This window comes from Ponticaulis koreensis DSM 19734, from assembly GCF_000420665.1.
Lineage (GTDB): Bacteria > Pseudomonadota > Alphaproteobacteria > Caulobacterales > Hyphomonadaceae > Ponticaulis > Ponticaulis koreensis.
Map to the genome: position 1 here is coordinate 610,686 of NZ_ATVJ01000001.1, position 22,658 is coordinate 633,343.

Sequence of the window (22,658 nt, forward strand, 5' to 3'; positions counted from 1 at the left end):
TGCTTAAAGGATAAACAATTAGCGCGCTGCGGTTAACCAGTCCGACGCCGCTCCCGACCGCTCAAGCGAGCCCATTGCCATCATTCATCGAAGTATGTTGTCCCAGCACAGGGCCGCACTTTTGCGTTGAATTCTGCGAACAAAAACAGTCAAGCGTCACAAGCTGCTTACCTTAACGTGTACAAAAACCCATGGACAAACCGGCTCAAAACAGTCAAGTATAGTGAACTATCTTGATGGATGCTCATAAAATCGGGCGGCATCACCCGGGAGGAAAATTAATGAAGCTCACAATGCGCGTGGCAACCGCCACGATCGCTCTCTTAGCAGGCTCCGCATTTTCGCCTGCATTCGCGCAGAACGCAAACCAGCCTGATGATGATCTGCCAGGCCGTATTATTTACGAAGAAAACTGCGCAGCGTGCCACGATAATCCAGCAGATACGCGAGCAGCGAGCTTTGAAACCCTGACAGGTATGACTGGGGAACAGATTTATGCGGCCATCAGCGAGGGCGGCATGATGGAAGCTATGGCTGGTCATCTAGAGATGAGCGAGAAAATCGCGCTCATTGAATATCTTGTATCCGGCCAGACCCCGACAAGCGGCGAAGGCAGCTGGGCGGAGCCTCTTATGTGCGCTGCAGACAATCGCACGGTTGATCTGACAGGCGACGCCTCATTCACGACATTTGGCGTGGATACGCGCTCCACCCGCCACGCATCTGCAGAAGATACTGGCCTCACTACCGAAGACATGCGCGACCTGCAGGTTGCCTGGGCAATCGGCTTCCCGGATTCACAGAATGTCAGCGCAGCACCTGCCACTGTCGGAAACACCACCTTCATCAATGGTGATGGCGTTCTGGCAGCGTTCGACACGCAGGATGAATGCGTGAAATGGACGTACGCTGGCGGCATGTCCCGCTCCCCGATCACCTATGGCAAGATCGATGGCGTCGACACAATACTCTATGTGACAGGCACAGCTGATGTGCACGCCGTGAACGCGCTGACTGGCGAAATGCTCTGGGAAGCCTCTGCACAACCGCGTCGCGGTGATGGCGGACGTGTCCGCTCCGGTGTTGTCCTGCATAACGATACAATCATCGTGAACATCTCCGCGTCCGGTGTCGGCGGCGGTGGCAATTATTGCTGTACCGGCCACGGTTCGGTGACCGCTCTTAATGCAGCAGACGGCAGCTGGAAGTGGGAATGGCACACTATGGAAGAGGCCACAGATAACGGTCTCATCAACAGCCTCGGTCAGATGCAACGCGGCCCGTCTGGCGCACCAATCTGGACACAGGCAACCATCGACGAAACGCGCAATCAGGTCATCGTCACATCCGGCGAGAACACATCCTTCCCGGCGACACGTACATCTGATGCGATTATCGCGCTCGACCTCGACACAGGCGAACCGAACTGGATTTTCCAGGCGATGGAAAATGACATCTGGAACGTGCACTGCCGCGGTGACGATTCAACCGCCGGTCCGAACTGCTCATGGCATTGGGATGACGAAAATATCGGTCGCGACTTTGACTTTGGCGGCGCAGCAGCTCTGACCACCGTCGAAATCGATGGCGAACCGCGCGACGTCTTTGTTGCCGGTCAGAAATCAGGCCATGTCTGGGTACTGGACGCTGCAGCCGGCTACGTCATCTGGGAACGCCAGATCGGCAATGGCACACCGCTCGGCGGCAACCACTGGGGCATCGCGATTGATGGCGAACGTGTCTTCCTGACCATCAATGACCCTGTATCTTACGGTACAGAGAACCCGGTACCAGGCGTCTATACATTCGACATCGCAACGGGTGAACCTGTCTGGGAATATCTGGCAGAGCCTGATTGTGAGAATGGCCGCGGCGACATGGTCACGCTGTGCGAGCAGAAGTACGGCTTCTCAGCAACGCCTCTCGTAGTGGATGGTGCTCTGATCGCAGGTACGCTCGACGGTAAAGTATTCGCCTTTGATGGCGCGACCGGTGAGATCTTGTCTGTGACAGATACGGCCGTCGAATTTGATACGATCAATGGTGTCGAAGGTGCACGCGGCGGCTCTATCGACAGCCATGCTGTGAATGTCGGCAATGGCATGCTGCTGATCGGATCGGGCTACGCCTCCTTCCGCCAGACTGCGGGCAATGTGCTTGTGGCACTGGAACCGGCTGAATAATCCAGCCAGACGACACGAAACAAGGCGGAGCAGCGAAAAGTTGCTCCGCTTTTTTTTATGCTATGAATTTGTGGATACAGCAGTCTACGGACAAGAAGGCGCGAACGCTCAGAGTGATCTCGGGCGAAATCGGCCTCTGTGTCCCCGCGCTCACGACCTTCCCGGGTCCCCTTGCTCTTACGAGCTTGCGTTCTTCCCACCCTCGTGTGCGGAACGCCTGTCCGGTCTAGCTGAGGTTTTCACAACGAAAACTGACACGTTCATTCATATTCGGTTCAAGTAGGCCGAAATCCTGCTCTTATTCGTCCCGAATATCACTTATGATACTGAAATAATGAGATTTTTATAGAGTCACTTATGCGTTCAATTTTCTCGAATTTTTATTCATCTAACATCATCCGTTCATCTTCGTTCCCGAACTGAACAAAATGGCGCTCTTCAGGCGCAACAAAAAAGAGCAGACCCTGGGAGGGGCCTGCTCTTTTCTGGGGGGAGGTTGGACCTACTCAGAGAAATTCAATGAGCGGATCACTTCGGGGTGGGTAATCTTTCCGGCTTTCACATTCAGGCCATCAGTAAGAAACGGGTTATCTGCGAGCGCTTTATCTGTGCCTTTATTCGCAAGCTGAAGCGCGAATGGCAGGGTGACATTGCTCAGCGCCTCGGTTGCAGTGCGCGCAGCCAGAGCCGGCATGTTGGTCACGCAGTAATGCGTTACGCCATCGACAATGTAAGTCGGCTCTTTGTGAGAGGTTGGCTTGCTCGTCTCGAAACAGCCGCCCTGATCAATCGCGATATCGACGACAACGCTGCCTGCACGCATCGCCTTTATATCTTCAGCGGAAACAATCTTCGGCGCAGACGCACCCGGAATAAGAACGGAGCCGATCACCAGATCAGAGTCACGAACCGCTTCAGAGACTGAGCTGGAGGTTGAAAAGCGAAGCTTTGCGCGGCCATCAAGGATAGCGTGCAGCTCACGTAGGCGTTCTGTAGAGCGATCCAGAACCGTCACATCTGCGCCTAGGCCGATCGCCATCATAGCGGCGTTCGTGCCAGCGATACCGCCACCGATAACGGTGACCTTCGCTGTAGATGTACCGGTAACGCCGCCAAGCAGAATGCCCGGACCGCCATTGTTGATCTGCAGGAGCTGCGCGCCGACCTGCGTGCCAAGACGGCCTGCAACTTCGCTCATAGGCACGAGAAGCGGCAGCTTGCCTTGGCGGTCTGTTACAGTCTCATACGCGATGCATGTCGCGCCGCTTTTCATCAGACCGCGGGACTGAACAGGGTCCGGAGCCAGGTGAAGATAAGTGAACAGGGTGTGCTTTGGCTGGAGCTTTTCGATCTCGACCGGCTGAGGCTCTTTCACCTTCACGATCAGATCTGAAAACTCGAAAACGTCGTCAGCAGTGGCAGCGATAGACGCGCCTGCGGTGACGTAAGCTTCATCGCTGAAACCGATGGCATCACCCGCCATAGTCTCGATGATGACGTCGTGGCCGTTATCAACCAGTTCCTTCACGCCTGCCGGTGTAAGGCCTACGCGATATTCCTGATTTTTGATTTCCTTTGGCGAACCAACCTTCATGTCTGCACTCCATGCTGAACATGAGGACAATCTACCACATAATTCGAGAAATAGGCTTCGAATTATGTTACAGTTTTAGAAATTTGACGTATAATATTTCTCTTAATTAAAAAATTGGAGAATATTTAATTATAGAACTGGATGCATATGACCACGCGCTTATCGCTTGCCTGAAAGAAGACGGACGCCTGACCAACGCCGAACTTGCCCAGCGTATCAATCTGTCGCCGTCCGCATGCCATAAACGTTTCAAACGGCTTGAAAGCGAAGGCGTGATAACGGGCTATACTGTGATCCTGAACCCAGACGCGGTAGGGCGCACTCAGAACATCTTCGTTCAGGTGACCCTCGATAAACAGGATAACCGCACCATCCAGACGTTTGAGCAGACGGTGCAATCTGTTCCGGAAATTGCCGAATGTTATCTGATGTCCGGCAGCTATGATTATCTGATGCTGGTGCAGGTGAGCGATACAGCTGCCTATGAGCGCCTTCACCGCGACGTCCTGACATCTCTGCCAGGCGTATCGCGGATCAGTTCACACTTTGCTCTGCGAGCGGTGACGGCGCAAACCTGATACGGACTATTTCAGCAGGTTTTCGATCGACTTTGCGAGCTTCATATCACGCTCGGTCAGCCCATCCGCATCATGCGTAGAGAGCAGGATTTCAACGCGATTATAGACATTGGACCATTCAGGATGGTGGTCCTGCTCGTGCGCGAAAAAGGCAACGCGCGTCATGAAGCCGAAAGCCTCTACAAAGTCATCAAACTCGACTTTGGCCGATACAGACTTGCCGTCCTCTGACAGTGCCCAGCCGGGCTTCAGAGCGCACAGTGTCTTGATTTCGGTCTCGGTCAGCGTTTGCATCATACCTCCACTACGGTCTGTTCAATGGCACCGAAGATTGAATGCCCTTTCTCGTCCAGCATCTCCATGCGAACGACATCTCCTGCTTTCATGAACGCAGTGGATGGCTTTCCGTTCGCAATTGTTTCAATCATCCGAATTTCTGCGATGCAGGAATAGCCAAGGCCACCCTCTGCTACCGGCCTGCCAGCGCCCCCATCAGCATCCTTATTAGACACTGTGCCCGAACCAATAACCGTACCCGCCTTTAATGGACGGGTTTTGGCAGCATGGGAGACAAGTCGCGCCATTGAGAAGGTCGCATCAACACCCGCATTCGCGCGGCCAAACGGCTTGCCATTATAGTCGACATGAAACGGCAGATGGACGAGCGCGTTCTTCCATTTATCACCCAGCTCGTCCGGCGTAACAGCGACCGGCGAGAATGAACCAGGCGGTTTGGACTGGAAGAAGCCAAAGCCTTTGGCAAGTTCCGGCGGAATGAGCCCCCGCAGGGACACATCATTACAAAGCATGATCAGCTTGATATGGTCAGCGGCATCGGCCTCACTGACGCCCATCGGCACATCGTCGGTGATGACGGCGATCTCGCCTTCCATGTCACACCCCCAGGCCTCATCACCCAGCGGAATATCATCACGCGGGCCCAGAAACGCATCCGAACCGCCCTGATACATGAGCGGGTCATCGTAAAAACTTTCCGGCACTTCAGCGCCGCGTGCTTTTCTCACCAGCTCGACATGATTGATGTAGGCCGAGCCATCCGCCCATTGATAGGCGCGCGGCAGCGGGCTTTCACAGTCATGCTCGTGAAAGCGGAAAGTTGGCACAGAGCCCAGCTCAACGCCTTCTGCCTGACGCATCAGACGCGGCGCGACATGCTCCCAGTCATCCAGCGCCGCCTGCAGCGTTGCCGCAATTCGCGCGACATCCGTTGCGCGCGTGAGGTCTTTCGAGACAATGACCAGACGGCCATCGCGGCTACCATCTTTGAGTGTAGCAAGTTTCATATTTTACCTCGTATATCTGAACCAACTGCCGCCATAGTCACGGCGAAAAACTTCCTTTGAATCGAAGCGGATTTCGAGTTCGCTCGTCGCAAGCACCCCGAACTCGTCAAACGGAAGAACCTCAGCCCGCCAGCGGTCCGCAATCTGCGCCTGAACCCCATTGTTCTCGGCAGCCAGTCTTTGCGCCTCCGTCTTGAACATCATGATCGTGCCCGCTAACAACGGCTCTAACAGCGAAAGCCCCGCAGCGGAAAAGTCTCTCAAGACCTGCTTTCGCGTTCGATCCGATACACGCGATAGCGCCTCATGGATCGCAACCGGATCAAATGGCGACCAAGCCACAAACCAGCCGTCAGTACTTTTGAGCAGGCCACACGCTCTGGCTTTTCGCAGAACGGCATCCTGTTTTTCTTCATCGCGCCCGTAAAACTCTTCTGTTTCCGTATAAAAACCCTCTGCATCCGCCCGAGTTCGCAGAACGACATGGAGCCGGTTGCGCCCATCCGGAGTGGGGTCTGAAACAGCGCTTACCGGCGTCGCAATGCAAAATTCAGCGCTCAGCCAGTCGCAAAACTGCCTTTCAGATGCAGGAATATCCTGCTCCCCCCTGAGAACAGCACAACATTGCTTGTAAAGCGGGTCTGACGGCAATTGCATTCAAGAGGCCTCAGGTTTCTTCTGCAGACATATTAAACCGCCACATAACAAGCGTCACGTGGCGGGTGCTTTGTCAGGTGCGTCAGGTTGTTCATCTGGATGGGCGCGCTTGAAAGCGTCCAGCGTCTGGCAATGATCATCAATCGCCCGAAGCGCCTGAAACGGCGCCAGATCCACTTTCCAGCGGCGCGCATTGTACAGCTGAGGAATAAGCAGAACTTCAAATGCTGTCGGACGCCCGAATGGAAGCTCTGCATCACCCGTCATTTCACGCGACAGGCGCCTTTCCAGCCCGCACAATGTTTTCTGCATCCAGCGCTGGTTCCAGGCCTCTTTCGCTTCCTGATCCGCGCCGAACTCGGTTTCGAGGTAAGTCAGAACAGGCAGATTGCAGGGCGCATGGATTTCCGTTGCAATGGCATAAGTGAGTTCGCGGCAAATCTGGCGCTCTCTTGCATTTTCAGGCCACAATGACGGTTCCGGATGTTCCTCTTCCAGCCAGTCCAGAATAGCCAGCGACTGAGCCAATACAGTTTCATCATCTGTCACCAGTGCCGGAACACCGGCATGAGGATTCAGGCGCCTGAAATCATCCGATTTCTGTTCGCCTCTGGCTATATCGACCGGCTGAATATCGTAATTCAACCCCTTGAGATTGAGTGCAATACGCACGCGATAACTGGTGGAGGACCGGTAATAGCCATATAGCCTCATTATGGTTTTGCTTCCTTCCCGAGCTCATGCAACCACGCTGCGTGGCGAGGTGCCTTTTTTGTTGCTGACCATTCGTCAATCATGTCCGGGGCGACGCGCTTAAGCTCTGTGTACTGCTCATCCGTGCCGATGTCGCAAGCGAGCTCAAGACGATGCCCGTTAGGATCAAAGAAATAGATCGATTTAAAGATACCGTGATGGGTAGGGCCCAAAATTTTTAATCCCATACCCTCAAGATGCTCCTTTGCAGCCAGCAACTCGTCCATGGTCGCAACTTTGAAAGCGATATGCTGAACCCATTCAGGCGTGTTCTGATCACGTCCCATTTCCAGCTGTTCCGGCAATTCAAAAAAGGCCAGAACATTGCCGTTACCGGCATCCAGAAAGATGTGCATGTATGGATCGTAAGCGCCCGTAGACGGCACATGATCTTCGGCAATTGCGAGCTGGAAATCCATGCCAAGAGCCTCGCGGTAAAACTCTACCGTCTCTTTGGCATCCTTACAGCGATAGGCGACGTGGTGTACGCCGCCAAGCTTGGGAGCAGCCATTATGCAGGCTCCTCTGTCTTATCCCCGATCACGCCGCGCGCGACCTGATCACGCTCAATACTCTCGAACAGAGCTTTGAAATTTCCTTCGCCGAAGCCGTCTTTATAGTCACCAACGCGCTGGATGAACTCAAAGAAGACCGGGCCAACCTGTGGCTCTGCAAAAATCTGCAGAAGAAGACGCGGCTGACCGCCTTCTGTTGTGCCATCAAGCAGAATACCACGGGTCTTCAATTCAGCCTCATCACGTTCGTGACCCGGCAGACGCTCGCTGAGCATTTCATAATAGGTGTCTGGCGGCGCTGTCATGAACGGCACGCCATTGGCTTTAAGCCGGTCCCAGCACGCGATAAGGTCGTCGCAGATGAGCGCAATGTGCTGAATGCCTTCACCGTTGAATTCACGCAGGAATTCTTCGATCTGGCCACCGCCGCCCTTGCCTTCTTCATTCAGCGGAATGCGAATACGGCCATCCGGAGCCGTCAGCGCCTTGGATGTGAGGCCGGTATACTCGCCTTTAATGTCAAAATAGCGGATCTCACGGAAGTTGAAGAGCTTCTCATAATAATCGGCCCAGTACTTCATGCGGCCACCATAGACATTGTGCGTCAGGTGATCGATCTCATTAAAGCCTGCGCCCGCCGGATGACGGTTCACGCCCGGAAGATACTCAAAATCAATGTCATAGATGGAAAGCTCGCCCTTACCGCTGTCATAACGGTCGACGAGATAGATGATCGAATTACCAATCCCGCGAATGCCCGGAATAGACAGCTCCATCGGGCCGACATCCATGCGCACAGGCTCTGCGCCGCGTTCGATCAGGCCTTCATAAGCTTTGCGCGCATCTTTCACACGAAACGCCATGCCACATGCAGACGGACCATGCTCGCGACCGAAGAACCAGGCCGGTGAGCGCGGCTCGTAATTGGTGATCAGATTGATCTGGCCCTGACGCCATAGCTCTACATCTTTGGTGCGGTGGGTTGCCACACGGGTAAAGCCCATCGTTTCGAAGATCGGCTCCAGAATACCTTTTTCCGGTGCGGTAAATTCGATGAATTCAAAGCCATCAAGGCCAGCGGGATTTTCAAACAGGTCGGGCATGAAAGCTTCCTCTCGTCTTAGTCGGTGTGTTCGGGATGGCGCGCCGCTTTGGCGCGAAAATAGTCTTGTGTGCCGCGATGGATGAGCCGGTCAGCGTCCGTGATCTCATGCGGCTCGATAGCCGGCCGACCGCGCACATCATCATAGATCGGGTCGAAATCGCGGTAGCAGGCATCCAGAAGTGCCTGAAAATCATCGATCACGAAATAAGTCTTCTGGAAGTCGTCGATAATGTATTTCGTGCACATGATCCGCTCCAGATCGAAGGCGATCCGGTTGGGAGCGGCATCTTCAAGCGCGAAAACGGTCTCCTTCGGCGAAGACAAAATACCAGCACCGAAAATGCGCAGCTCGTCCGCCTCGCGGATGAGGCCGAACTCTACTGTATACCAGTAGAGACGGGCCAGATTATGCAGCTGCCCGCGCTCCATCGCACGCAGCCCGCCCTTGCCATAGGCTTCCATGAACTCGGCAAAAACAGGGTCTGCCAGCATTGGCACATGGCCGAAAATATCATGGAAAATATCCGGCTCCTGGAGGTATTCGAACTCCTCTTCAGGACGGATAAAAGCACCGGCCGGGAAACGGCGATTGGCGAGGTGATCAAAGAAAACCTCGTCCGGTACCAGTTCGGCTACAGGCACAACGCGCCAGCCGGTTTTCGTCTCCAGCTGGTCGCTCAGCTTTTCCATATTCGGGATACCGCCCTCCGACAGGCGCAGCGTCTCAATCGCGTCCAGCGCAGGCTTGCACGCACGCCCGACAACCCGGTCCGCCATGATTTTAAACAAGCGGTCCCACCGGTTGTGCTCGGCGGCTGTGTAGGTGTCCCAGCGCTGGTCAATTGTGTAGTCAGCATTGCGCGGGGCGTCAGCATAGCGGTTTTTGGTCAGTCCTTGGACTGAAGCCATATTCCTCTCCCGTATTCTTTTTATTTTGAATCAGAATAACAGGAAGCCATGAAACACGTGGTCCAAAACTGACCATTCATTGTAAATTTTTGAAACATATGTTTCTATTTGTCGAATAATTCGGAACATATTCAGAGAATACCGTGCTCAATAAAACCGATCGTAAAATTCTGAAAGTCCTTCAATCCGACGCCAGCCTGAGCCGTCAGGACATGCTGGATGCAACGCGCGTATCCGCGACAACGCTCTGGCGACGCATCACCGATCTGGAAGAAGCCGGTACGATCCAGAAGCGCGTTGCGCTCTTAGACCCTGTCGCCGTCGGCTTTCCAGTCTGCGTCTTCGTTTCTATTGATATGAAAAGCCATGACCGCGTGGATCGCGACAGCTTTCTGGATTTTGTCAGACGCACACCGGAAATCATGGAATGCTATTCAGTGACAGGCGCGCATGATTATTCGTTGAAGGTACGGGTCGAGAGCGTGGCCGATTTTGAAAAGCTCCTGATGGAACAAATCCTCGCTCATAAGAGTGTGGCATCAGCGACGTCACAGATTGCGCTTCGCCAGCACAAATACTCTACAGAACTGCCAATCAGGGCGAATGACTGATTAGTTTCGCTGGGTTCAGATATCAGAGAAAAAACTCTCTGGCGGTGAGACAGGGATTCGAACCCTGGAGACAGTTTCCCGCCTACACGCGTTCCAGGCGTGCGCCTTCGACCACTCGGCCACCTCACCGGTCAGAGGTAAGCGCCGGAATATAGTCGGCAATTTCGCAGGCGCAAGTGTTGTTTTGCTTAAAACAACGTGATTTCGCACACCCCTGTTTTTTCGGCCCGAAAGCCCCTATTTTACGGGTCAGCAATTTAGGTGAAACTCCATGTTCCTTTCCAAGCGTCCGACAACGCTGCCAACGCGCGACGAAGCCCTGCAGGGCCGCGCAGAGCCGCTGCCGACAGCCGACAAACACTTCGTCACGGGCGAGCCGATCAAAGGCCCGTATCCTGACGGATTTGAAACCGCTATTTTTGCTCTGGGCTGCTATTGGGGCGCTGAGCGCCGCTTCTGGCAGACACCCGGCGTCTGGGTCACAGCCGTAGGCAATGCGGGCGGCTTTACCGAAAACCCGACCTATGAAGAGGTCTGCTCCGGCAAGACTGGCCACGCCGAAAGCGTGCTGGTTGTCTATAATCCCGATATCATAGGCTATGATGTTCTGCTGAAAGTATTCTGGGAAGCTCACGACCCGACACAAGGCATGCGTCAGGGCAATGATCAGGGGACACAATACCGATCTGCCATTTTCACGACCAATGACGAACAGGCCGAGATCGCTAAGGCGTCACGTGATGCCTATCAAAAAGGTCTCGACGAGGCCGGATACGGTAAAATTACCACGACAATCGAACCGTTGGATGAATTCTACTTCGCAGAAGAATACCACCAGCAATATCTGGCGAAAAACCCGAACGGTTATTGCGGCATTGGCGGCACAGGCGTGTCCTGCCCGGTCGGCCTCAACGTATAGAGCGCCTTAAGCGTTCCAGCGAATGGAGAAGCGCCGGCGGCTCTCAAGGATCTGCTCGGCGCGCTTCATGGCTGCAACGCCCATTTCAGCCTGTGCGCGGCCCTCACCGGCCTGACTCGCGTTCACGCCATCACGAATATGCGCCATGGCTTCCTGCAGTTTGGCAGATTCAAACTTCTGTTCGCACTGATAGCACATGGCCCGGCCAAGATCGATTTTTGCGCGCGCCCAGTGCATCAGATTGTCTTCCGGACTGAGCTTGGAAAGAGCGGTCGCAAGACGGGCAACCGACTTATCGAGCCAGTCGGTATCTTTAAACTGTTCACCCAGATGCAGCGCGCCTGCCGTGTAATCACTTTCAATCTCTGCAAGCGCCTGCCCGGTCAGGACGCTGTCGGCGAGGAGAATTTTTTCCATCGCTTCAACAATTGGCGTCAGACGGTCTGCACGAAAATCTGCCGGACGGCCAAGCGACGGACGCAGACGACGACCGGCAACATAAGCAATCGCGCGCATTTCGCTTTCGGCCCATTCAGACGGTTTACCGGTCATGGTGAGCGTAAAGAATCCCTTTGGATTGCCGCCCGCCAGCATGTCGCGTGTGCAGAAGCAGATACGCTGCAGCTTTTCTTTCACATCAGCGGAGCCCCAGACGATGAGGTCCGCGCCGGATGTCGCAAAAATCTGCTCGAGGTTTTGGAAGTCTGCACGCGTGAGGGCGAAATCGGACGCTTCAATCTCAGTCGCAGAATAGCCAAGGTAAAAGGGCGACCCGAAATTGAACTCCGGCAGATAATGCTCCAGCGCATTGGTAACAGCGTGGCGCGTCGCACGGCCATTGGCGCCGCGAAAACGCACCATCATGATTTTATTGCCCGGCGTCGTATCTGCCGCCATCGCACGGGCCGCCGATACCTGATTGAGATGCTTCGATGTGATCAGAAGGCCGCGCACAATCAGCACAAGAACAACAAGGCCCAGCAAGACCAGAGCGACAGCGCCCATTGCCGCGAAGAGATCGCGGTCTGGCAGCGAGGCAGCAAATTCTGAGATTGCTGTACCAAACGCGCCTGAAGCTGAATTCACTGACTGAGCCATGGATTAATCCATCCAAAAATATCTAATGTGCTGGCGAGGCCCTGATTTGGCCCGTTATCATTTGGGTTGCAAGCCCATTTCACTCGACGCGCGAACAGAAACGCCTTTTCATGTCGCAATCAGAGTTTTCACAAAGCGGAATCTACCATGTCAGTTTTCCCATCCCTGCCAGACCGGGCAACACTGGAGCATCTTTTCTCTGCCTTTCCAGCTGGCGCGCAATCGCTGATGAAGCTTCATGACGACCTGCTTCGCACGGATGGCCCTTTGACGGTTGGGCAGAGAGAACTCATCGCCGCCTATGTCTCATCTCTCAATGGCTGCGAGTACTGTTTCGGTGCGCACCGGACAATGGCGCTCGCCTTTGGTGTGGATGCCGATCTCATCGATGCACTGATCCAGGATTTCGACGCGGCTCCGCTCGAACCGCTCATGCGGGCCATTCTGAGTTATGCGCGCAAAGTCACTGTGAGAGACTCGGTGCTGCCCTCGGATATCCGCGCCATCACTGAGGCAGGCGGCACAGAAGAAATGGCGAATCAGGCGCTCATGGTGACTGCATTATATAACTTCATGAATCGGCTGGTGGATGGCGCAGGTCTTTCCGCAAAACTCTCTTACACCGCGCCCACACACGCCGATCTGGAGAGAAGACGTAGCGGCACGTATACTGGTTGGGGAATCGATGCCGGTTTCATCGGCGAAGATTGATGAACACTGATAGATTATTAGTCAAAGCGGTCTTTTCAAACCGAATGAGCATGCTAGCTTTGCCAAACATGATCTCGGAAAAGAGACTGTTTCAAGTGCTCGCCTAGTAGCACATCTTTCGGGTAGAAGAGTGGTGTACAGTGTTTAACAATGAGAACAATGACGCGATCGCGTCATCTGAACTGAGCAATTCAGGTCTCAAAGAGCGCGCAATTTTCATTGCAAAGACAGGCTTTCTGGTGATGACAGGTTTTCTGGCCATCCAGATTTTCATGAAGGCCGTCTATTTCGCGCATCTTTAAGCAGATCAATTCTGCAGGTTGAAAGCGGGCGGGTTTTCCAAAATTTCAAAACAAATATGCGCGCGGCGCAGAGGCCAGCGCGCATTGTTTTTGGCTGATACAAATATAAGCCCGGCACATAAGCGTCGGGCTTTTTTTGATGCTATTGGTCGCTGAGAACCGCTGAACAAAGAATGTCCAGCTTCTCAGTCGCGCCGCCAGACAGGCGATAATGGATCGTTTCCAGACACTCACGCACGGATGATTGCGTGGTGTATTCAGAGATGGTCTTCCCTATTACAGATTTCACTTTATCGCGCTGTGTGATCAGGCTGTGCGGCGTAATCGCGCCGGTGTTTTCTGGAATCGTAATGCCCGCAACATTAATCTTTCGCTCTTCCAGAGCAGATTCGAGGGCACAGCTCATATTGCGCGTTTCGGCGTGGAGTTCACCGAAAATATCCCGCTCAACGCGGTGGATACTATTCTGCACAAGAGCGATTGCATTCTCGTGTTGCTTCAACAGACCAAATGCCTCTTCAAGCGATGCGGTACGGGCTACGGTCATAGCGACTTCCTTTCCAGTTACGCTAACAGCCAGTCTGGCCTTGTGTTCCTTAATGAAAACACTAACGCCAGCATATCGTTCCGAATTCGACTGAAAGAGGGCAATATGTGTGCAGTTCAATGACCCAAGGTGACGATTTTGTGCATCGCAGCATTTTTGCGCAGATCACGAAATTGTTTCACCATTTGGCAAGCGAATCTGTGATCTGGCCTCTTTACCGGTCTGGCAATCTGATAAACTCTAAAGTCAGTACCTGCCCGTTCTGACCGGAAACTCTGAATGATTGCCCGCCTTTTATGCCTGCTCGCTTGTCTGACAGCCCCGCTGGTTTCAGCAGAAGACCGCATTCTGAACACCGAAATGTGCGGCACATACTTCTTTATTAAAGTCGTTCTCGATCGCGATGACGGCCGCAGCGAAGAAGAGCGCACTCTGCGGATGCTGTATGACACTGGGGCATCCTCCAACTTTGTAGACCAGGCGGCCCTGGCGCGCGCGTCAGGAGTTCACGTCGCCACAGGCGAGATGGCCCGTATTCACGAAGCAGATGCAGGAGATATCCACTTCAACTTTATTCGCGCCCGCGTGCGTGATCTCAGCCATCTGACAACCTCACTCGGCTATCCGATAGATGGCATTTTCTCCCATGACGTGTTCGAGGATTTCACCATTGTCCTCGATTATCAGGCAGAGGCCATCACGTTGACACAACTCGACCTTCCCCGTCCGGATGGCGAGTGGATCTTCAACACACGCCGCGGTGACGAGCGCCCCTGGCTGGACATGCGCTTTAATGGCCGCCGACAGCGCGTACTGGTCGATACAGGCTCGGGCACCACACTCGCCATGAACCGGCTCGGCCGATATGAGACCATGACCGAGCCGGTCAATAGCGGGTATGCGGCGCGTTTTGACCGGATGGAGCCACGCCGTGCCGCACGCCTCGACGGAAATGTCACTTTAGGGGACATCACCTTCAGACAGCCCATGCTTACCGAAACACCGTCCAACCAACTCTTCGGTGGCGCGCTCCTCAGCCAATTCCGGATCAGCTATGACCCAAGCGAAGAGCGCATGATGTTCGAACCCTACGAAGACGGCCCGATCACAACGCCGCCCTATCGGTCGATCGGTGTTGCCTTTGCCCCACAAGAAAGCCTGTTAGAGGTAGTCGCACGTCTGACCGATGCAGCACCCGACCTGATTGAGGGCGATCTTATTACCCATATCGACGGCGCATCTGTCGGGACACACGGATGTCGTCCGAGAACCGACACCAGCCCGCGCGAGATCACCCGCCTGCGCGACGGCGTCAGCGAAACGCTGACCGTGCCGATTATAGATCTCGTGCCATAAAGGTTTGAGGCTTTCCGTTTACGGAAACGGCGTTATGCTACTCTCATAAACTGGGAGACAATCATTTCTGGCACTGAAGACGAGCCGTCCGCCGAAGCAGCGGACGCGCCAAAGCCGCTATCGGAAACCGGCCTTTTAATGTTCGCGCTCGCTTCGGCGGCTGTGACAGCGAACGCGTATTATATCCACCCGATCATCGCGACGGTCGCAGATCATTTCGGCATTTCCGATGCCATGATTGGCATGGTGCCCAGCTTCAACCAGTTGGCGCTGGCAGTCGGCGTCTTTTTGCTTCTTCCGCTGGGTGACCGGTTTTCCAATCGCACGCTGATCCTGATCTTCGTCGCCTTTCAGGTTCTAAGCCTGCTCGCTATGGCCGTCTCCAGTGAGTACTGGATGTTCCTGACGGCCTCGACCGTGCTGGGCTTTTTCACCATCGCGCCCTATCTCCTGCCCGCCTATGTTTCCAAGCGCGTGGCAGCAAACCGGCTGGGACACTCCAACGCCATTCTGACCGCCGGGATTATGTTCGGCATTCTGATCGCCCGGGCTGGCGCAGGCGTGATTGCCGAATGGCTGAACTGGCGCGTCGTCTACTTCATCGCCGCCGGTTTCATGCTGGCCGTCACATTGCTGCTTCTGGCCATTATGGAGAACCGCGCGGAAGAAAAGAGCGAAGCTTCGCATCTGCCCTATCCAAAGCTTCTGGCGTCCATTTTTCCGATCATTCGCAAAAACCCCGATATCCTGATTGCGGGCTCTATTCAGGGGTTGGGCTTTGGTATTTTCCTCGCCATCTGGATGGGGATTGGCCTGCACCTCACCAGCCCTGAAATGGGCTATGGCACAGACACAGTCGGCTATCTCGCCATTCTGACGATCTCCAATCTGATGCTCACACCGTATCTTGGCAGGCTGGCAGACCGGATGGGCGCACGCCGGGCGCGGTTCTATTTCTCCATCCTCTACGTGTTCGGCATGTCTCTTTTCAGCCTCACCGGGCACTCGCTCTGGCTGATGATCATACCGATCTTCCTGACCAACACATTCGGACCGGTCATGGACATCACCAACCGGATGACCTTTCTCACTGCGCCGCCAGCAGAACGCACACGCCTGATGACAGTCTATATCATTTTCATGTTTGTCGGCGGCGGCATAGCCAGCTGGGCCGGCACAGCCGTTTATGATTTTGCAGGCTGGTTCGGCACATCCATGCTGGCACTTGGCATGGCTCTGGTTCTGTTTGCGCTGACCTTTATCGGCTGGCGCTGGAAGGGCGATGGCGCCCAATAGAAAAGGCGACCGAAGCCGCCTTTTCCTGCCCGTATAACTTGTCGTTATTTAAGCTGAGACTACACCGCGATACAGCGTTTGCTGGGTGCCGGATTTACGGCAACGCACCATGCGATCTGTGGGCACGAAGGTTACACCACGATAAATTCGCGGCGACTTATCCTGTTTGCCCGTCTTCTTGTCAGCGATGACGTCAAATCCACGATAAATAATCTTCTGCATAATGCCCTCCATCTGCATGCTGCACCCCGCGCGCAGCCTTTCTTCTCCCTATTCCTGAATGCAAGTTACACTACATGTGTAACTTTGTCAAATGTATTAAGTATACGCCTTTGGTCGGGCATGCTTACCAGCGGGTCTCGACGAGCGGCACAATGCTTTCCAGCTCCGCCTTCGGCACGAAGTGAATGTCGCCGCCATTGTGGAGCGTATGGAGCACAACATCATCCAGGCGTTCCGCACCGTCCTGCTTCACACGGCGCAGGCTGAGATGCTCGTCGGTTGCACCTTCGTCGGCTATTTCCAGAAGGTCGGATCCGTTCGACATATAAATGCTGGCAATTCGGCCCTGCTTTGCGGCCTCTGAGAGGTCATCGGAATTCATCGGCGTAAGCTGCTGGTCATCTGGCAGGGCGCTTGTCTCGCCAAACACGCTCGTCAGATCGAGACCCGCGATACCATTGCCCGCCTGATGCTGGACGACATTCCAGTCTTCGCGCGGGCTAAGCTTGGCAAAATGGCCGACCGTGCCGCGTTCGCCAACGATATGAACATTCTGAGACTGGGCCGGAATGACATGCTGTAGCGCCGACCAGACATCGCGGTAATAGGCTTCTTCTGTCCGGTCTTCTTCTTCGCTCTTGTCAGTGCCCAGCGAGTGAAATTTGGACTGGCCCGCACCGCCGCGCGATGCCGAGTGAAAGAAGACATCATCCATAATCTCGCGGCGCTCGATCACCTCTTCAAATTCGGGCGCGTTCAGACGCTCTGAAAGATCGTGCAGGTTCTGGCCATCATGGAAGAAGAGGCCCGGCGCTTCGCGGTTAATCTCGACAATCCAGCCCTGCGCCTTGTTATCAATGTCGGCAATCAGCGGCGATACAAATGCCGCGTCCGGACCGGCAATCATTGCTTTCGGGCGGGCATTCAGGTCAGCGGTACGCAACGTATCGTCTTTCTGGAATGCGGCCTTACCAAGCCCCAGAAAGTCAGACAGTTCCAGCCCTTCAAGCCAGGCTTCAATTCGGTCAGTCCGGCCCTCAAATTCAGCGAGCTGTTGCTGAAGATTCTTCTTCAGAATGCGCCATTTTTCACCGTTGGCTTCAATTGCCGGGCGCGGCACATAGAGGCTCACAACGTCTTTATCGAATTCGGTGCTCAGCTTTTTAATGTCCGCAAGGGCCATGTCAGTCTATCTCCCAGTCTTGTGTTTCAGTTGAACAGAAACAACGGACTGGACCGGCGGCATGTTCCGAAACTGTTCGGAAACGCGCAGATACCTGCACCAGCGCCGTCGCTTGTGCGGGCAACACACGAGCAACGCGAAGGCGGGCTTGTCAGATATGCTCGGGTGCGTCGTTCGCTATGCTCACCACCCTGCGCCTGCGCCGTCGCCTGTGGAGGAGAAACCACGAGCAACGCGAAGGCGCAGCACCGCCGAGACGAAGTCGAGGCACAGGTGCGAGCAGAAACTAAAGAGACCTCACTCTAGGCGGATCAGGCGGATCAACGCAGGACAAGTCCGGCAGGCCCGCATAAGGATCCGGCCTGATGCCATAGCCGATCTCTTCCAGCTTTGCGGCAGCCATATAGTGGATGAAGTTCACATCGCGCCGCTCCACCTCATCATGGGCAGACGCCCATAGGTCTTCAGGCGGGCAGAAGTGAGCGAGCGGTTCGAAATATAGGGGATTAGTAAGCCCTTCTCCCTCAGGGAGAAGGGTTTGGGATGAGGGTGAAACCCGGGCGTTTTCCATCCCCTCACCCCCAGCCCCTCTCCCCAATGGGAGAGGGGGACGCAAAGCCCGCGCGGCGAGTGACATCGCCATTCTATCCACGCGCGTGAGCACAGATGACAGCCGATTAAACCGCGCCAGCAGATGGCCCGCATCCACCAGCCGCAGACTATCTGGCAGGAAGGTGTAGCTCCGCGCGCAAGACCGGCCACGCCCCTTGCCCTCAATCACCGGCGTCAGAACAGAAAAGCTGTTGAGCCGTGGCAGGTCTCGCAGCTGATCGCGCAGCGTCTCATCCTGCTTCTGGACGAGTGATTTTTCTGCTGGTTTCGCACGCGTGCGCGGCACTGACGCCGTCACGCGGCCAAGCGCAATCAACTCGCCCGCAAGAAACAGAATGAAACAGCGCAGCACATATTCCAGTCGCTTCACATGTTCCATCATGGCGGTGTGATAGCGGTGCTGGATCATTTTGGTTTGTTCTCGTGATCCTCCGGGATCACATAGAACGCGCTCAGGGCTGCTTGCCCCTTCACTATAACCTACGTTCTGGGTGTTTTCTGTTTGACCACCCGCTTCTCCCCTGACGAGGTCCGGGGCTTCGCGATGGGTCGCGCTCTGGGCTGGTTCTTCAAAATGGTCTTCCGCCAGAGACGCCGCGCGGCAGATATACGCCTTCAGCCGCTGCGCAATATCGCACGGCCCGTAAGACTGAATTTCGGTAGCGGTCTCTGACATGCTGTCAGGATAACGTCAGGCAGAGCGAGTTGGATTAAAAATGTCATTCCGGCCCGTGCGGCGCTACGACGGGAAACATCCGCCTTATCTCCGCAGACACCAGCGCAGGCTGGTGTCCACACCAGAGCGTCGGATGCGCGCACTTTGGCGATTCTCAGGCTTGGATCCCAACCTCCGTTGGGATCGCCGGATTGCGTAGCTACATATTCAGTTGAAGATACAGGTCATTCCAATGCGGATTTGTCTCCTCAATCAGCCTGATCTTCCAATCCCGCTTCCAAGCCTTGATCTGATACTCTCTCGTTTTAGCCGCCTCACGTGTGGTGTGTAATTCATACCAAACAAGACGCGTCACATTATACTTTCTCGTAAATGCCGCACCTCGCCCGTCCTTGTGGCTCCAAACACGAAAAGCGATGTCGTCAGTACTCCCGCAATAGAGCGTACCATTCTTCTTGCTTGCCAGAAGATAAACGTAAAAGGCCACAACCCATCTTTAGATTGAGATGTTTGAACTCACAACGCCGTGTGCGTTTAAGGGCACCCTCTCAACACCGCAGGTTCCAGCGGCGGCTGGAACCCATGCCTGAGTGATAAAGACGTGCACCTGGCCAGCGCTCAGACTTGGATCCCAACCTCCGTTGGGATCGTCGGAGAGGTCGGCCCCTCGAATATAAAGTACAGGCGCCTTTATACGTCCGACTTGCCCCGGCGAAAACGCTTCAACCGATGTAATTGTTGATCACTTCCGACAGAAGCACATCAAGTTCGCGCCTAACGTCTACTTGAATTCTATTCGGCAATGATATCTTCTTTTTTATATGTTCATGCAGAAAATTATCCGAAATGTGCCTCATTGACTTCTGCAAATGATCCATCGAGCCCTTGAAAGACTTTCCGCCGTGTTGTGCTGCTAATTGGCCGAATGACGACTGTCCAAAAACTGGAGGAAGATGGTCCATTATTGCTCGCACCAACATTCCGACAGAAAAATAGTTTTGGTTCTGAAAGGCACCATTCAGTTCTTCACAAAGTCTAATCAGCTTACTCAAATCCCATTGAGGTGAATGCACTTCACGAAGTTGTTCAATCCTCTCGACGCTAACATAGACATTGTCTGCGTCAGTGGTGCTAAGTGCCTTAGCAATAGCGTGAGGCTGGCGCGCCAATAGCTCTGCGCTATTAGAAACAAGCTTGCTTATTTTCATGACGCAGTTGAGAGAAGGGCCACCCATCATCCCGCCGACGTCTTCATTATACGCTGCGACTATTCTGCTCCTGAACAAATTAATGTCCTGTCGCTCCGAGGACAACAATGCAATCGTCGTCGTAAATAGGGCTTCGAAATCAGACGCATCTTCCGACTTTAAAAAGAGACCTGAAAAGGAACCTCCTTCCACAAACTTTGTTTGAAGGGCCGCGAATCTTTCAGACAGCTCAAAAAGCTCATCTGCGATAGCAGCTCCGGACATGACGTCGGCTAACCACATTTCTACGACAGGTTTTTTGCGCTCTCCGAACTTTCCAGTTGAAAGCCGATATTGAACCTCCTGCACACCCATTCGCGAAAGAGTTTTGCGAAACTCTCGTCGTTTATGTGGGTCATCGAGTTCCAATACCTAATCCCCGTCCATCCGAAGCGCCGCAACAAACGCTTCCTGTGGGATTTCCACCTTACCGAACTGGCGCATGCGCTGTTTACCGGCTTTCTGCTTGTCCAGAAGCTTACGCTTACGGGTCGCATCACCGCCATAACACTTCGCCGTCACGTCTTTGCGGACCGCAGAGATGGTTTCTCGGGCAATGACCTTCGCGCCAATCGCCGCCTGAATCGGAATTTTGAACTGCTGGCGCGGAATAAGCTCTTTCAGGCGTTCGCACATCTGACGGCCACGGCCTTCAGCGCGGTCACGGTGAACCAGCATGGCAAGCGCGTCGACCGGCTCGTCATTCACCAGAATGTTCATTTTCACGAGGTTCTCAGCGCGGTGTTCGACAATTTCATAGTCGAAGCTCGCATAGCCGCGTGAGATGGATTTCAGGCGATCATAAAAGTCGAACACCACTTCATTGAGCGGGAGTTCGTATTTGATCATAGCGCGCCCGCCCACATAGGTGAGCTCTGTCTGAATACCGCGGCGGTCCTGACACAGTTTCAGGATAGCGCCCAGATACTCATCCGGCGTGTAAATGGTCGCGTTGATCCATGGTTCGCGCACTTCCTTGATCTTCGTCACCTCCGGCATGTCTGCCGGGTTGTGAAGCTCATAATCGGTGCCGTCCGTCATGGTCAGCTCATAGACCACGCTTGGCGCTGTCGCGATAAGATCGAGGTCAAACTCGCGGGAGAGACGTTCCTGAATGATCTCAAGGTGTAGAAGACCGAGGAAGCCACACCGGAAGCCCATGCCGAGCGCGGCTGAGGTTTCCATTTCCCATGTGAAGGAAGCATCGTTCAGGCGAAGCTTGCCCATCGCGGCGCGCAAATCGTCAAAGTCGCCAGCATCCACAGGGAAGAGACCACAGAAGACCACGGGCTGAACGTCTTTATAGCCTTTCAGCGCGGTCGTTGTCGGGTTTTTCTCGGTGGTGATCGTGTCACCAATCGCGCAGTCGGCCACCTCTTTGATCGAGGCGATCATGAAGCCGACTTCGCCCGGGCCGAGCTCGTCTACGTAGGTTGGCTTAGGCGCAAACACGCCGACATTATCAAGCTCGTATGTTGCGCCGGTGCGCATCATTTTGACTTTTTGCTTCTTCTTCATCACGCCATCAATGATGCGCACGATGACCACGACGCCGAGATACGGGTCGTAATAGGCATCAACGAGAGACGCTTTGAGCGGCTTGTCACGATCGCCCTCATGCGGGGCAGGCAGGCGTGTGACGATGGCTTCAAGCACATCTTCAATGCCGATACCGGTTTTTGCAGAAATCTGGACCGCATCAGAGGCATCAATGCCGATCACGTCTTCGATCTGTTCGGAGACGCGCTCGATATCGGCAGCGGGCAGGTCGATCTTGTTGAGGACGGGAACGATCTCATGGTCCTGATCAATCGCCTGATAAACGTTCGCCAGCGTCTGCGCTTCCACGCCCTGAGACGCATCAACCACCAGAAGCGAGCCTTCGCATGCCGCAAGACAGCGTGAGACTTCATAGGCGAAGTCGACATGGCCCGGCGTGTCCATCAGGTTCAGAACGTAATCCTCGCCATCCTTGGCGGTATAGTTCAGGCGAACCGTCTGCGCTTTAATGGTAATGCCACGCTCGCGCTCGATATCCATGGAGTCGAGCACCTGCTCTTTCATCTCACGGTCTGTGAGGCCGCCACACTTCTGAATGAGGCGATCGGCCAGGGTAGATTTACCGTGGTCAATGTGAGCGATGATGGAAAAATTACGGATGTGGGATTTGTCTGTCATTTGAGCGATCTACCACTGGCGAACACAACCGCCAAGCGGCTATACCTGCGAATACGAAAATACAATCTTGAAGATTGTCATACACGGCCAAAATTCAATGTT

The 22,658-nt window shown here is 54.4% G+C and carries 24 protein-coding genes and 1 tRNA gene; 8 read left to right on the forward strand and 17 right to left on the reverse strand.

Annotated features, from left to right (window positions below):
• Window positions 1-281 precede the first annotated feature (281 nt).
• Window positions 282-2,183 carry an outer membrane protein assembly factor BamB family protein gene (locus tag G523_RS0103285; RefSeq protein WP_022693599.1) on the forward strand — a complete coding sequence of 634 codons (1,902 nt, stop codon included), beginning with the start codon at window positions 282-284 and terminating at the stop codon, window positions 2,181-2,183.
• A 502-nt stretch (window positions 2,184-2,685) separates the two neighbouring features.
• Here the strand turns inward: G523_RS0103285 and ald are convergent.
• Complete coding sequence (ald, locus tag G523_RS17750; RefSeq protein WP_022693600.1) at window positions 2,686-3,777, reverse strand: alanine dehydrogenase; 1,092 nt, start codon at window positions 3,775-3,777, stop codon at window positions 2,686-2,688.
• A gap of 188 nt (window positions 3,778-3,965) precedes the next feature.
• Between ald and G523_RS21190 the strand changes: the two genes are divergently transcribed.
• The gene (locus G523_RS21190) at window positions 3,966-4,355 is read left to right on the forward strand and encodes an Lrp/AsnC family transcriptional regulator (protein ID WP_407674746.1); all 390 of its coding nucleotides are present in this window, start codon (window positions 3,966-3,968) and stop codon (window positions 4,353-4,355) included.
• A 6-nt stretch (window positions 4,356-4,361) separates the two neighbouring features.
• On the opposite strand, the gene G523_RS0103300 is transcribed toward G523_RS21190, so the two are convergent.
• Genes G523_RS0103300 through phhA form a run of 7 tightly spaced genes read right to left on the reverse strand, consistent with a single transcriptional unit; the run spans window position 4,362 to window position 9,598 of the window.
• Window positions 4,362-4,652: a 4a-hydroxytetrahydrobiopterin dehydratase gene (locus tag G523_RS0103300; protein WP_022693603.1), complete on the reverse strand. Its 291-nt coding sequence runs from the start codon at window positions 4,650-4,652 to the stop codon at window positions 4,362-4,364.
• Window positions 4,649-5,659 carry a fumarylacetoacetate hydrolase family protein gene (locus tag G523_RS0103305; protein WP_022693604.1) on the reverse strand — a complete coding sequence of 337 codons (1,011 nt, stop codon included), beginning with the start codon at window positions 5,657-5,659 and terminating at the stop codon, window positions 4,649-4,651. Before G523_RS0103305 ends, G523_RS0103300 begins: the two co-directional genes overlap by 4 nt.
• Window positions 5,660-5,662: 3 nt before the next feature.
• Window positions 5,663-6,316, reverse strand: a complete 654-nt coding sequence (locus tag G523_RS0103310) for a hypothetical protein (RefSeq protein WP_022693605.1) — start codon at window positions 6,314-6,316, stop codon at window positions 5,663-5,665.
• A 54-nt stretch (window positions 6,317-6,370) separates the two neighbouring features.
• Window positions 6,371-7,030 (reverse strand): maleylacetoacetate isomerase, encoded by a 660-nt coding sequence (maiA, locus tag G523_RS0103315; protein ID WP_022693606.1) that lies wholly within the window; start codon window positions 7,028-7,030, stop codon window positions 6,371-6,373.
• The gene (locus G523_RS0103320; protein WP_022693607.1) at window positions 7,030-7,581 is read right to left on the reverse strand and encodes a VOC family protein; all 552 of its coding nucleotides are present in this window, start codon (window positions 7,579-7,581) and stop codon (window positions 7,030-7,032) included. The genes maiA and G523_RS0103320 overlap by 1 nt, the downstream gene beginning before the upstream one ends.
• On the reverse strand, window positions 7,581-8,687 hold the full coding sequence (gene hppD, locus G523_RS0103325) for a 4-hydroxyphenylpyruvate dioxygenase (protein WP_022693608.1): 1,107 nt from the start codon (window positions 8,685-8,687) through the stop codon (window positions 7,581-7,583). Before hppD ends, G523_RS0103320 begins: the two co-directional genes overlap by 1 nt.
• Before the next feature lie 17 nt (window positions 8,688-8,704).
• Entirely contained in the window at window positions 8,705-9,598 is an 894-nt protein-coding gene (gene phhA / locus G523_RS0103330; RefSeq protein ID WP_022693609.1) for a phenylalanine 4-monooxygenase, read from the reverse strand.
• Window positions 9,599-9,741: 143 nt separating this feature from the next.
• Here phhA and G523_RS0103335 point away from each other — a divergent pair, with 143 nt between their 5' ends.
• Window positions 9,742-10,209, forward strand: a complete 468-nt coding sequence (locus G523_RS0103335; RefSeq protein WP_022693610.1) for an Lrp/AsnC family transcriptional regulator — start codon at window positions 9,742-9,744, stop codon at window positions 10,207-10,209.
• 39 nt (window positions 10,210-10,248) lie between these two features.
• Here G523_RS0103335 and G523_RS0103340 read toward each other — a convergent pair.
• Window positions 10,249-10,338 (reverse strand) — tRNA-Ser (locus tag G523_RS0103340).
• A 142-nt stretch (window positions 10,339-10,480) separates the two neighbouring features.
• On the opposite strand from G523_RS0103340, the gene msrA reads away from it, so the two are divergent.
• Window positions 10,481-11,128, forward strand: coding sequence for a peptide-methionine (S)-S-oxide reductase MsrA (gene msrA / locus G523_RS0103345; protein ID WP_022693611.1), 648 nt, complete (start codon window positions 10,481-10,483; stop codon window positions 11,126-11,128).
• Between the two features lie 6 nt (window positions 11,129-11,134).
• Here msrA and G523_RS0103350 read toward each other — a convergent pair whose 3' ends face one another.
• Window positions 11,135-12,226, reverse strand: a complete 1,092-nt coding sequence (locus tag G523_RS0103350; RefSeq protein WP_022693612.1) for a hypothetical protein — start codon at window positions 12,224-12,226, stop codon at window positions 11,135-11,137.
• A 147-nt stretch (window positions 12,227-12,373) separates the two neighbouring features.
• Between G523_RS0103350 and G523_RS17755 the strand changes: the two genes are divergently transcribed.
• On the forward strand, window positions 12,374-12,937 hold the full coding sequence (locus G523_RS17755) for a carboxymuconolactone decarboxylase family protein (protein ID WP_022693613.1): 564 nt from the start codon (window positions 12,374-12,376) through the stop codon (window positions 12,935-12,937).
• Between the two features lie 140 nt (window positions 12,938-13,077).
• Window positions 13,078-13,239 (forward strand): hypothetical protein, encoded by a 162-nt coding sequence (locus tag G523_RS20815; RefSeq protein WP_022693614.1) that lies wholly within the window; start codon window positions 13,078-13,080, stop codon window positions 13,237-13,239.
• A gap of 142 nt (window positions 13,240-13,381) precedes the next feature.
• On the opposite strand, the gene G523_RS0103365 is transcribed toward G523_RS20815, so the two are convergent.
• On the reverse strand, window positions 13,382-13,786 hold the full coding sequence (locus G523_RS0103365; protein WP_022693615.1) for a hypothetical protein: 405 nt from the start codon (window positions 13,784-13,786) through the stop codon (window positions 13,382-13,384).
• 279 nt (window positions 13,787-14,065) lie between these two features.
• On the opposite strand from G523_RS0103365, the gene G523_RS0103370 reads away from it, so the two are divergent.
• Both G523_RS0103370 and G523_RS0103375 read left to right on the forward strand, forming a co-directional pair.
• Window positions 14,066-15,142, forward strand: coding sequence for a pepsin/retropepsin-like aspartic protease family protein (locus tag G523_RS0103370; RefSeq protein WP_022693616.1), 1,077 nt, complete (start codon window positions 14,066-14,068; stop codon window positions 15,140-15,142).
• Window positions 15,143-15,280: 138 nt separating this feature from the next.
• The gene (locus tag G523_RS0103375) at window positions 15,281-16,438 is read left to right on the forward strand and encodes an MFS transporter (RefSeq protein WP_022693617.1); all 1,158 of its coding nucleotides are present in this window, start codon (window positions 15,281-15,283) and stop codon (window positions 16,436-16,438) included.
• Between the two features lie 48 nt (window positions 16,439-16,486).
• Here the strand turns inward: G523_RS0103375 and G523_RS0103380 are convergent, their stop codons facing one another.
• From G523_RS0103380 to lepA, 6 genes are all read right to left on the reverse strand, one after another.
• A complete protein-coding gene (locus G523_RS0103380) occupies window positions 16,487-16,660 on the reverse strand; it encodes a hypothetical protein (RefSeq protein WP_155802575.1) in 174 nt (57 codons plus the stop codon).
• 124 nt (window positions 16,661-16,784) lie between these two features.
• Entirely contained in the window at window positions 16,785-17,843 is a 1,059-nt protein-coding gene (locus G523_RS0103385) for a hypothetical protein (protein WP_022693619.1), read from the reverse strand.
• 286 nt (window positions 17,844-18,129) lie between these two features.
• A complete protein-coding gene (locus G523_RS17760) occupies window positions 18,130-19,131 on the reverse strand; it encodes a hypothetical protein (protein ID WP_033232290.1) in 1,002 nt (333 codons plus the stop codon).
• Between the two features lie 199 nt (window positions 19,132-19,330).
• Window positions 19,331-19,618: a GIY-YIG nuclease family protein gene (locus G523_RS0103400; RefSeq protein ID WP_022693622.1), complete on the reverse strand. Its 288-nt coding sequence runs from the start codon at window positions 19,616-19,618 to the stop codon at window positions 19,331-19,333.
• Between the two features lie 235 nt (window positions 19,619-19,853).
• Window positions 19,854-20,747 (reverse strand): hypothetical protein, encoded by an 894-nt coding sequence (locus G523_RS0103405; protein ID WP_155802576.1) that lies wholly within the window; start codon window positions 20,745-20,747, stop codon window positions 19,854-19,856.
• A gap of 3 nt (window positions 20,748-20,750) precedes the next feature.
• Window positions 20,751-22,556: a translation elongation factor 4 gene (gene lepA / locus G523_RS0103410; protein WP_022693624.1), complete on the reverse strand. Its 1,806-nt coding sequence runs from the start codon at window positions 22,554-22,556 to the stop codon at window positions 20,751-20,753.
• Window positions 22,557-22,658 lie beyond the last annotated feature (102 nt).

Excerpts from the sequence above, each read along its gene's own strand:
- G523_RS0103285 (WP_022693599.1), top strand. The coding sequence starts at position 282 with ATGAAGCTCACAATGCGCGTGGCAACCGCCACGATCGCTCTCTTAGCA.
- ald (WP_022693600.1), bottom strand. The coding sequence starts at position 3,777 with ATGAAGGTTGGTTCGCCAAAGGAAATCAAAAATCAGGAATATCGCGTA.
- G523_RS0103300 (WP_022693603.1), bottom strand. The coding sequence starts at position 4,652 with ATGATGCAAACGCTGACCGAGACCGAAATCAAGACACTGTGCGCTCTG.
- G523_RS0103305 (WP_022693604.1), bottom strand. The coding sequence starts at position 5,659 with ATGAAACTTGCTACACTCAAAGATGGTAGCCGCGATGGCCGTCTGGTC.
- G523_RS0103310 (WP_022693605.1), bottom strand. The coding sequence starts at position 6,316 with ATGCAATTGCCGTCAGACCCGCTTTACAAGCAATGTTGTGCTGTTCTC.
- maiA (WP_022693606.1), bottom strand. The coding sequence starts at position 7,030 with ATGAGGCTATATGGCTATTACCGGTCCTCCACCAGTTATCGCGTGCGT.
- G523_RS0103320 (WP_022693607.1), bottom strand. The coding sequence starts at position 7,581 with ATGGCTGCTCCCAAGCTTGGCGGCGTACACCACGTCGCCTATCGCTGT.
- hppD (WP_022693608.1), bottom strand. The coding sequence starts at position 8,687 with ATGCCCGACCTGTTTGAAAATCCCGCTGGCCTTGATGGCTTTGAATTC.
- phhA (WP_022693609.1), bottom strand. The coding sequence starts at position 9,598 with ATGGCTTCAGTCCAAGGACTGACCAAAAACCGCTATGCTGACGCCCCG.
- msrA (WP_022693611.1), top strand. The coding sequence starts at position 10,481 with ATGTTCCTTTCCAAGCGTCCGACAACGCTGCCAACGCGCGACGAAGCC.
- G523_RS0103350 (WP_022693612.1), bottom strand. The coding sequence starts at position 12,226 with ATGGCTCAGTCAGTGAATTCAGCTTCAGGCGCGTTTGGTACAGCAATC.
- G523_RS17755 (WP_022693613.1), top strand. The coding sequence starts at position 12,374 with ATGTCAGTTTTCCCATCCCTGCCAGACCGGGCAACACTGGAGCATCTT.
- G523_RS0103365 (WP_022693615.1), bottom strand. The coding sequence starts at position 13,786 with ATGACCGTAGCCCGTACCGCATCGCTTGAAGAGGCATTTGGTCTGTTG.
- G523_RS0103370 (WP_022693616.1), top strand. The coding sequence starts at position 14,066 with ATGATTGCCCGCCTTTTATGCCTGCTCGCTTGTCTGACAGCCCCGCTG.
- G523_RS0103375 (WP_022693617.1), top strand. The coding sequence starts at position 15,281 with ATGTTCGCGCTCGCTTCGGCGGCTGTGACAGCGAACGCGTATTATATC.
- G523_RS0103380 (WP_155802575.1), bottom strand. The coding sequence starts at position 16,660 with ATGCAGAAGATTATTTATCGTGGATTTGACGTCATCGCTGACAAGAAG.
- G523_RS0103385 (WP_022693619.1), bottom strand. The coding sequence starts at position 17,843 with ATGGCCCTTGCGGACATTAAAAAGCTGAGCACCGAATTCGATAAAGAC.
- G523_RS17760 (WP_033232290.1), bottom strand. The coding sequence starts at position 19,131 with ATGTCAGAGACCGCTACCGAAATTCAGTCTTACGGGCCGTGCGATATT.
- lepA (WP_022693624.1), bottom strand. The coding sequence starts at position 22,556 with ATGACAGACAAATCCCACATCCGTAATTTTTCCATCATCGCTCACATT.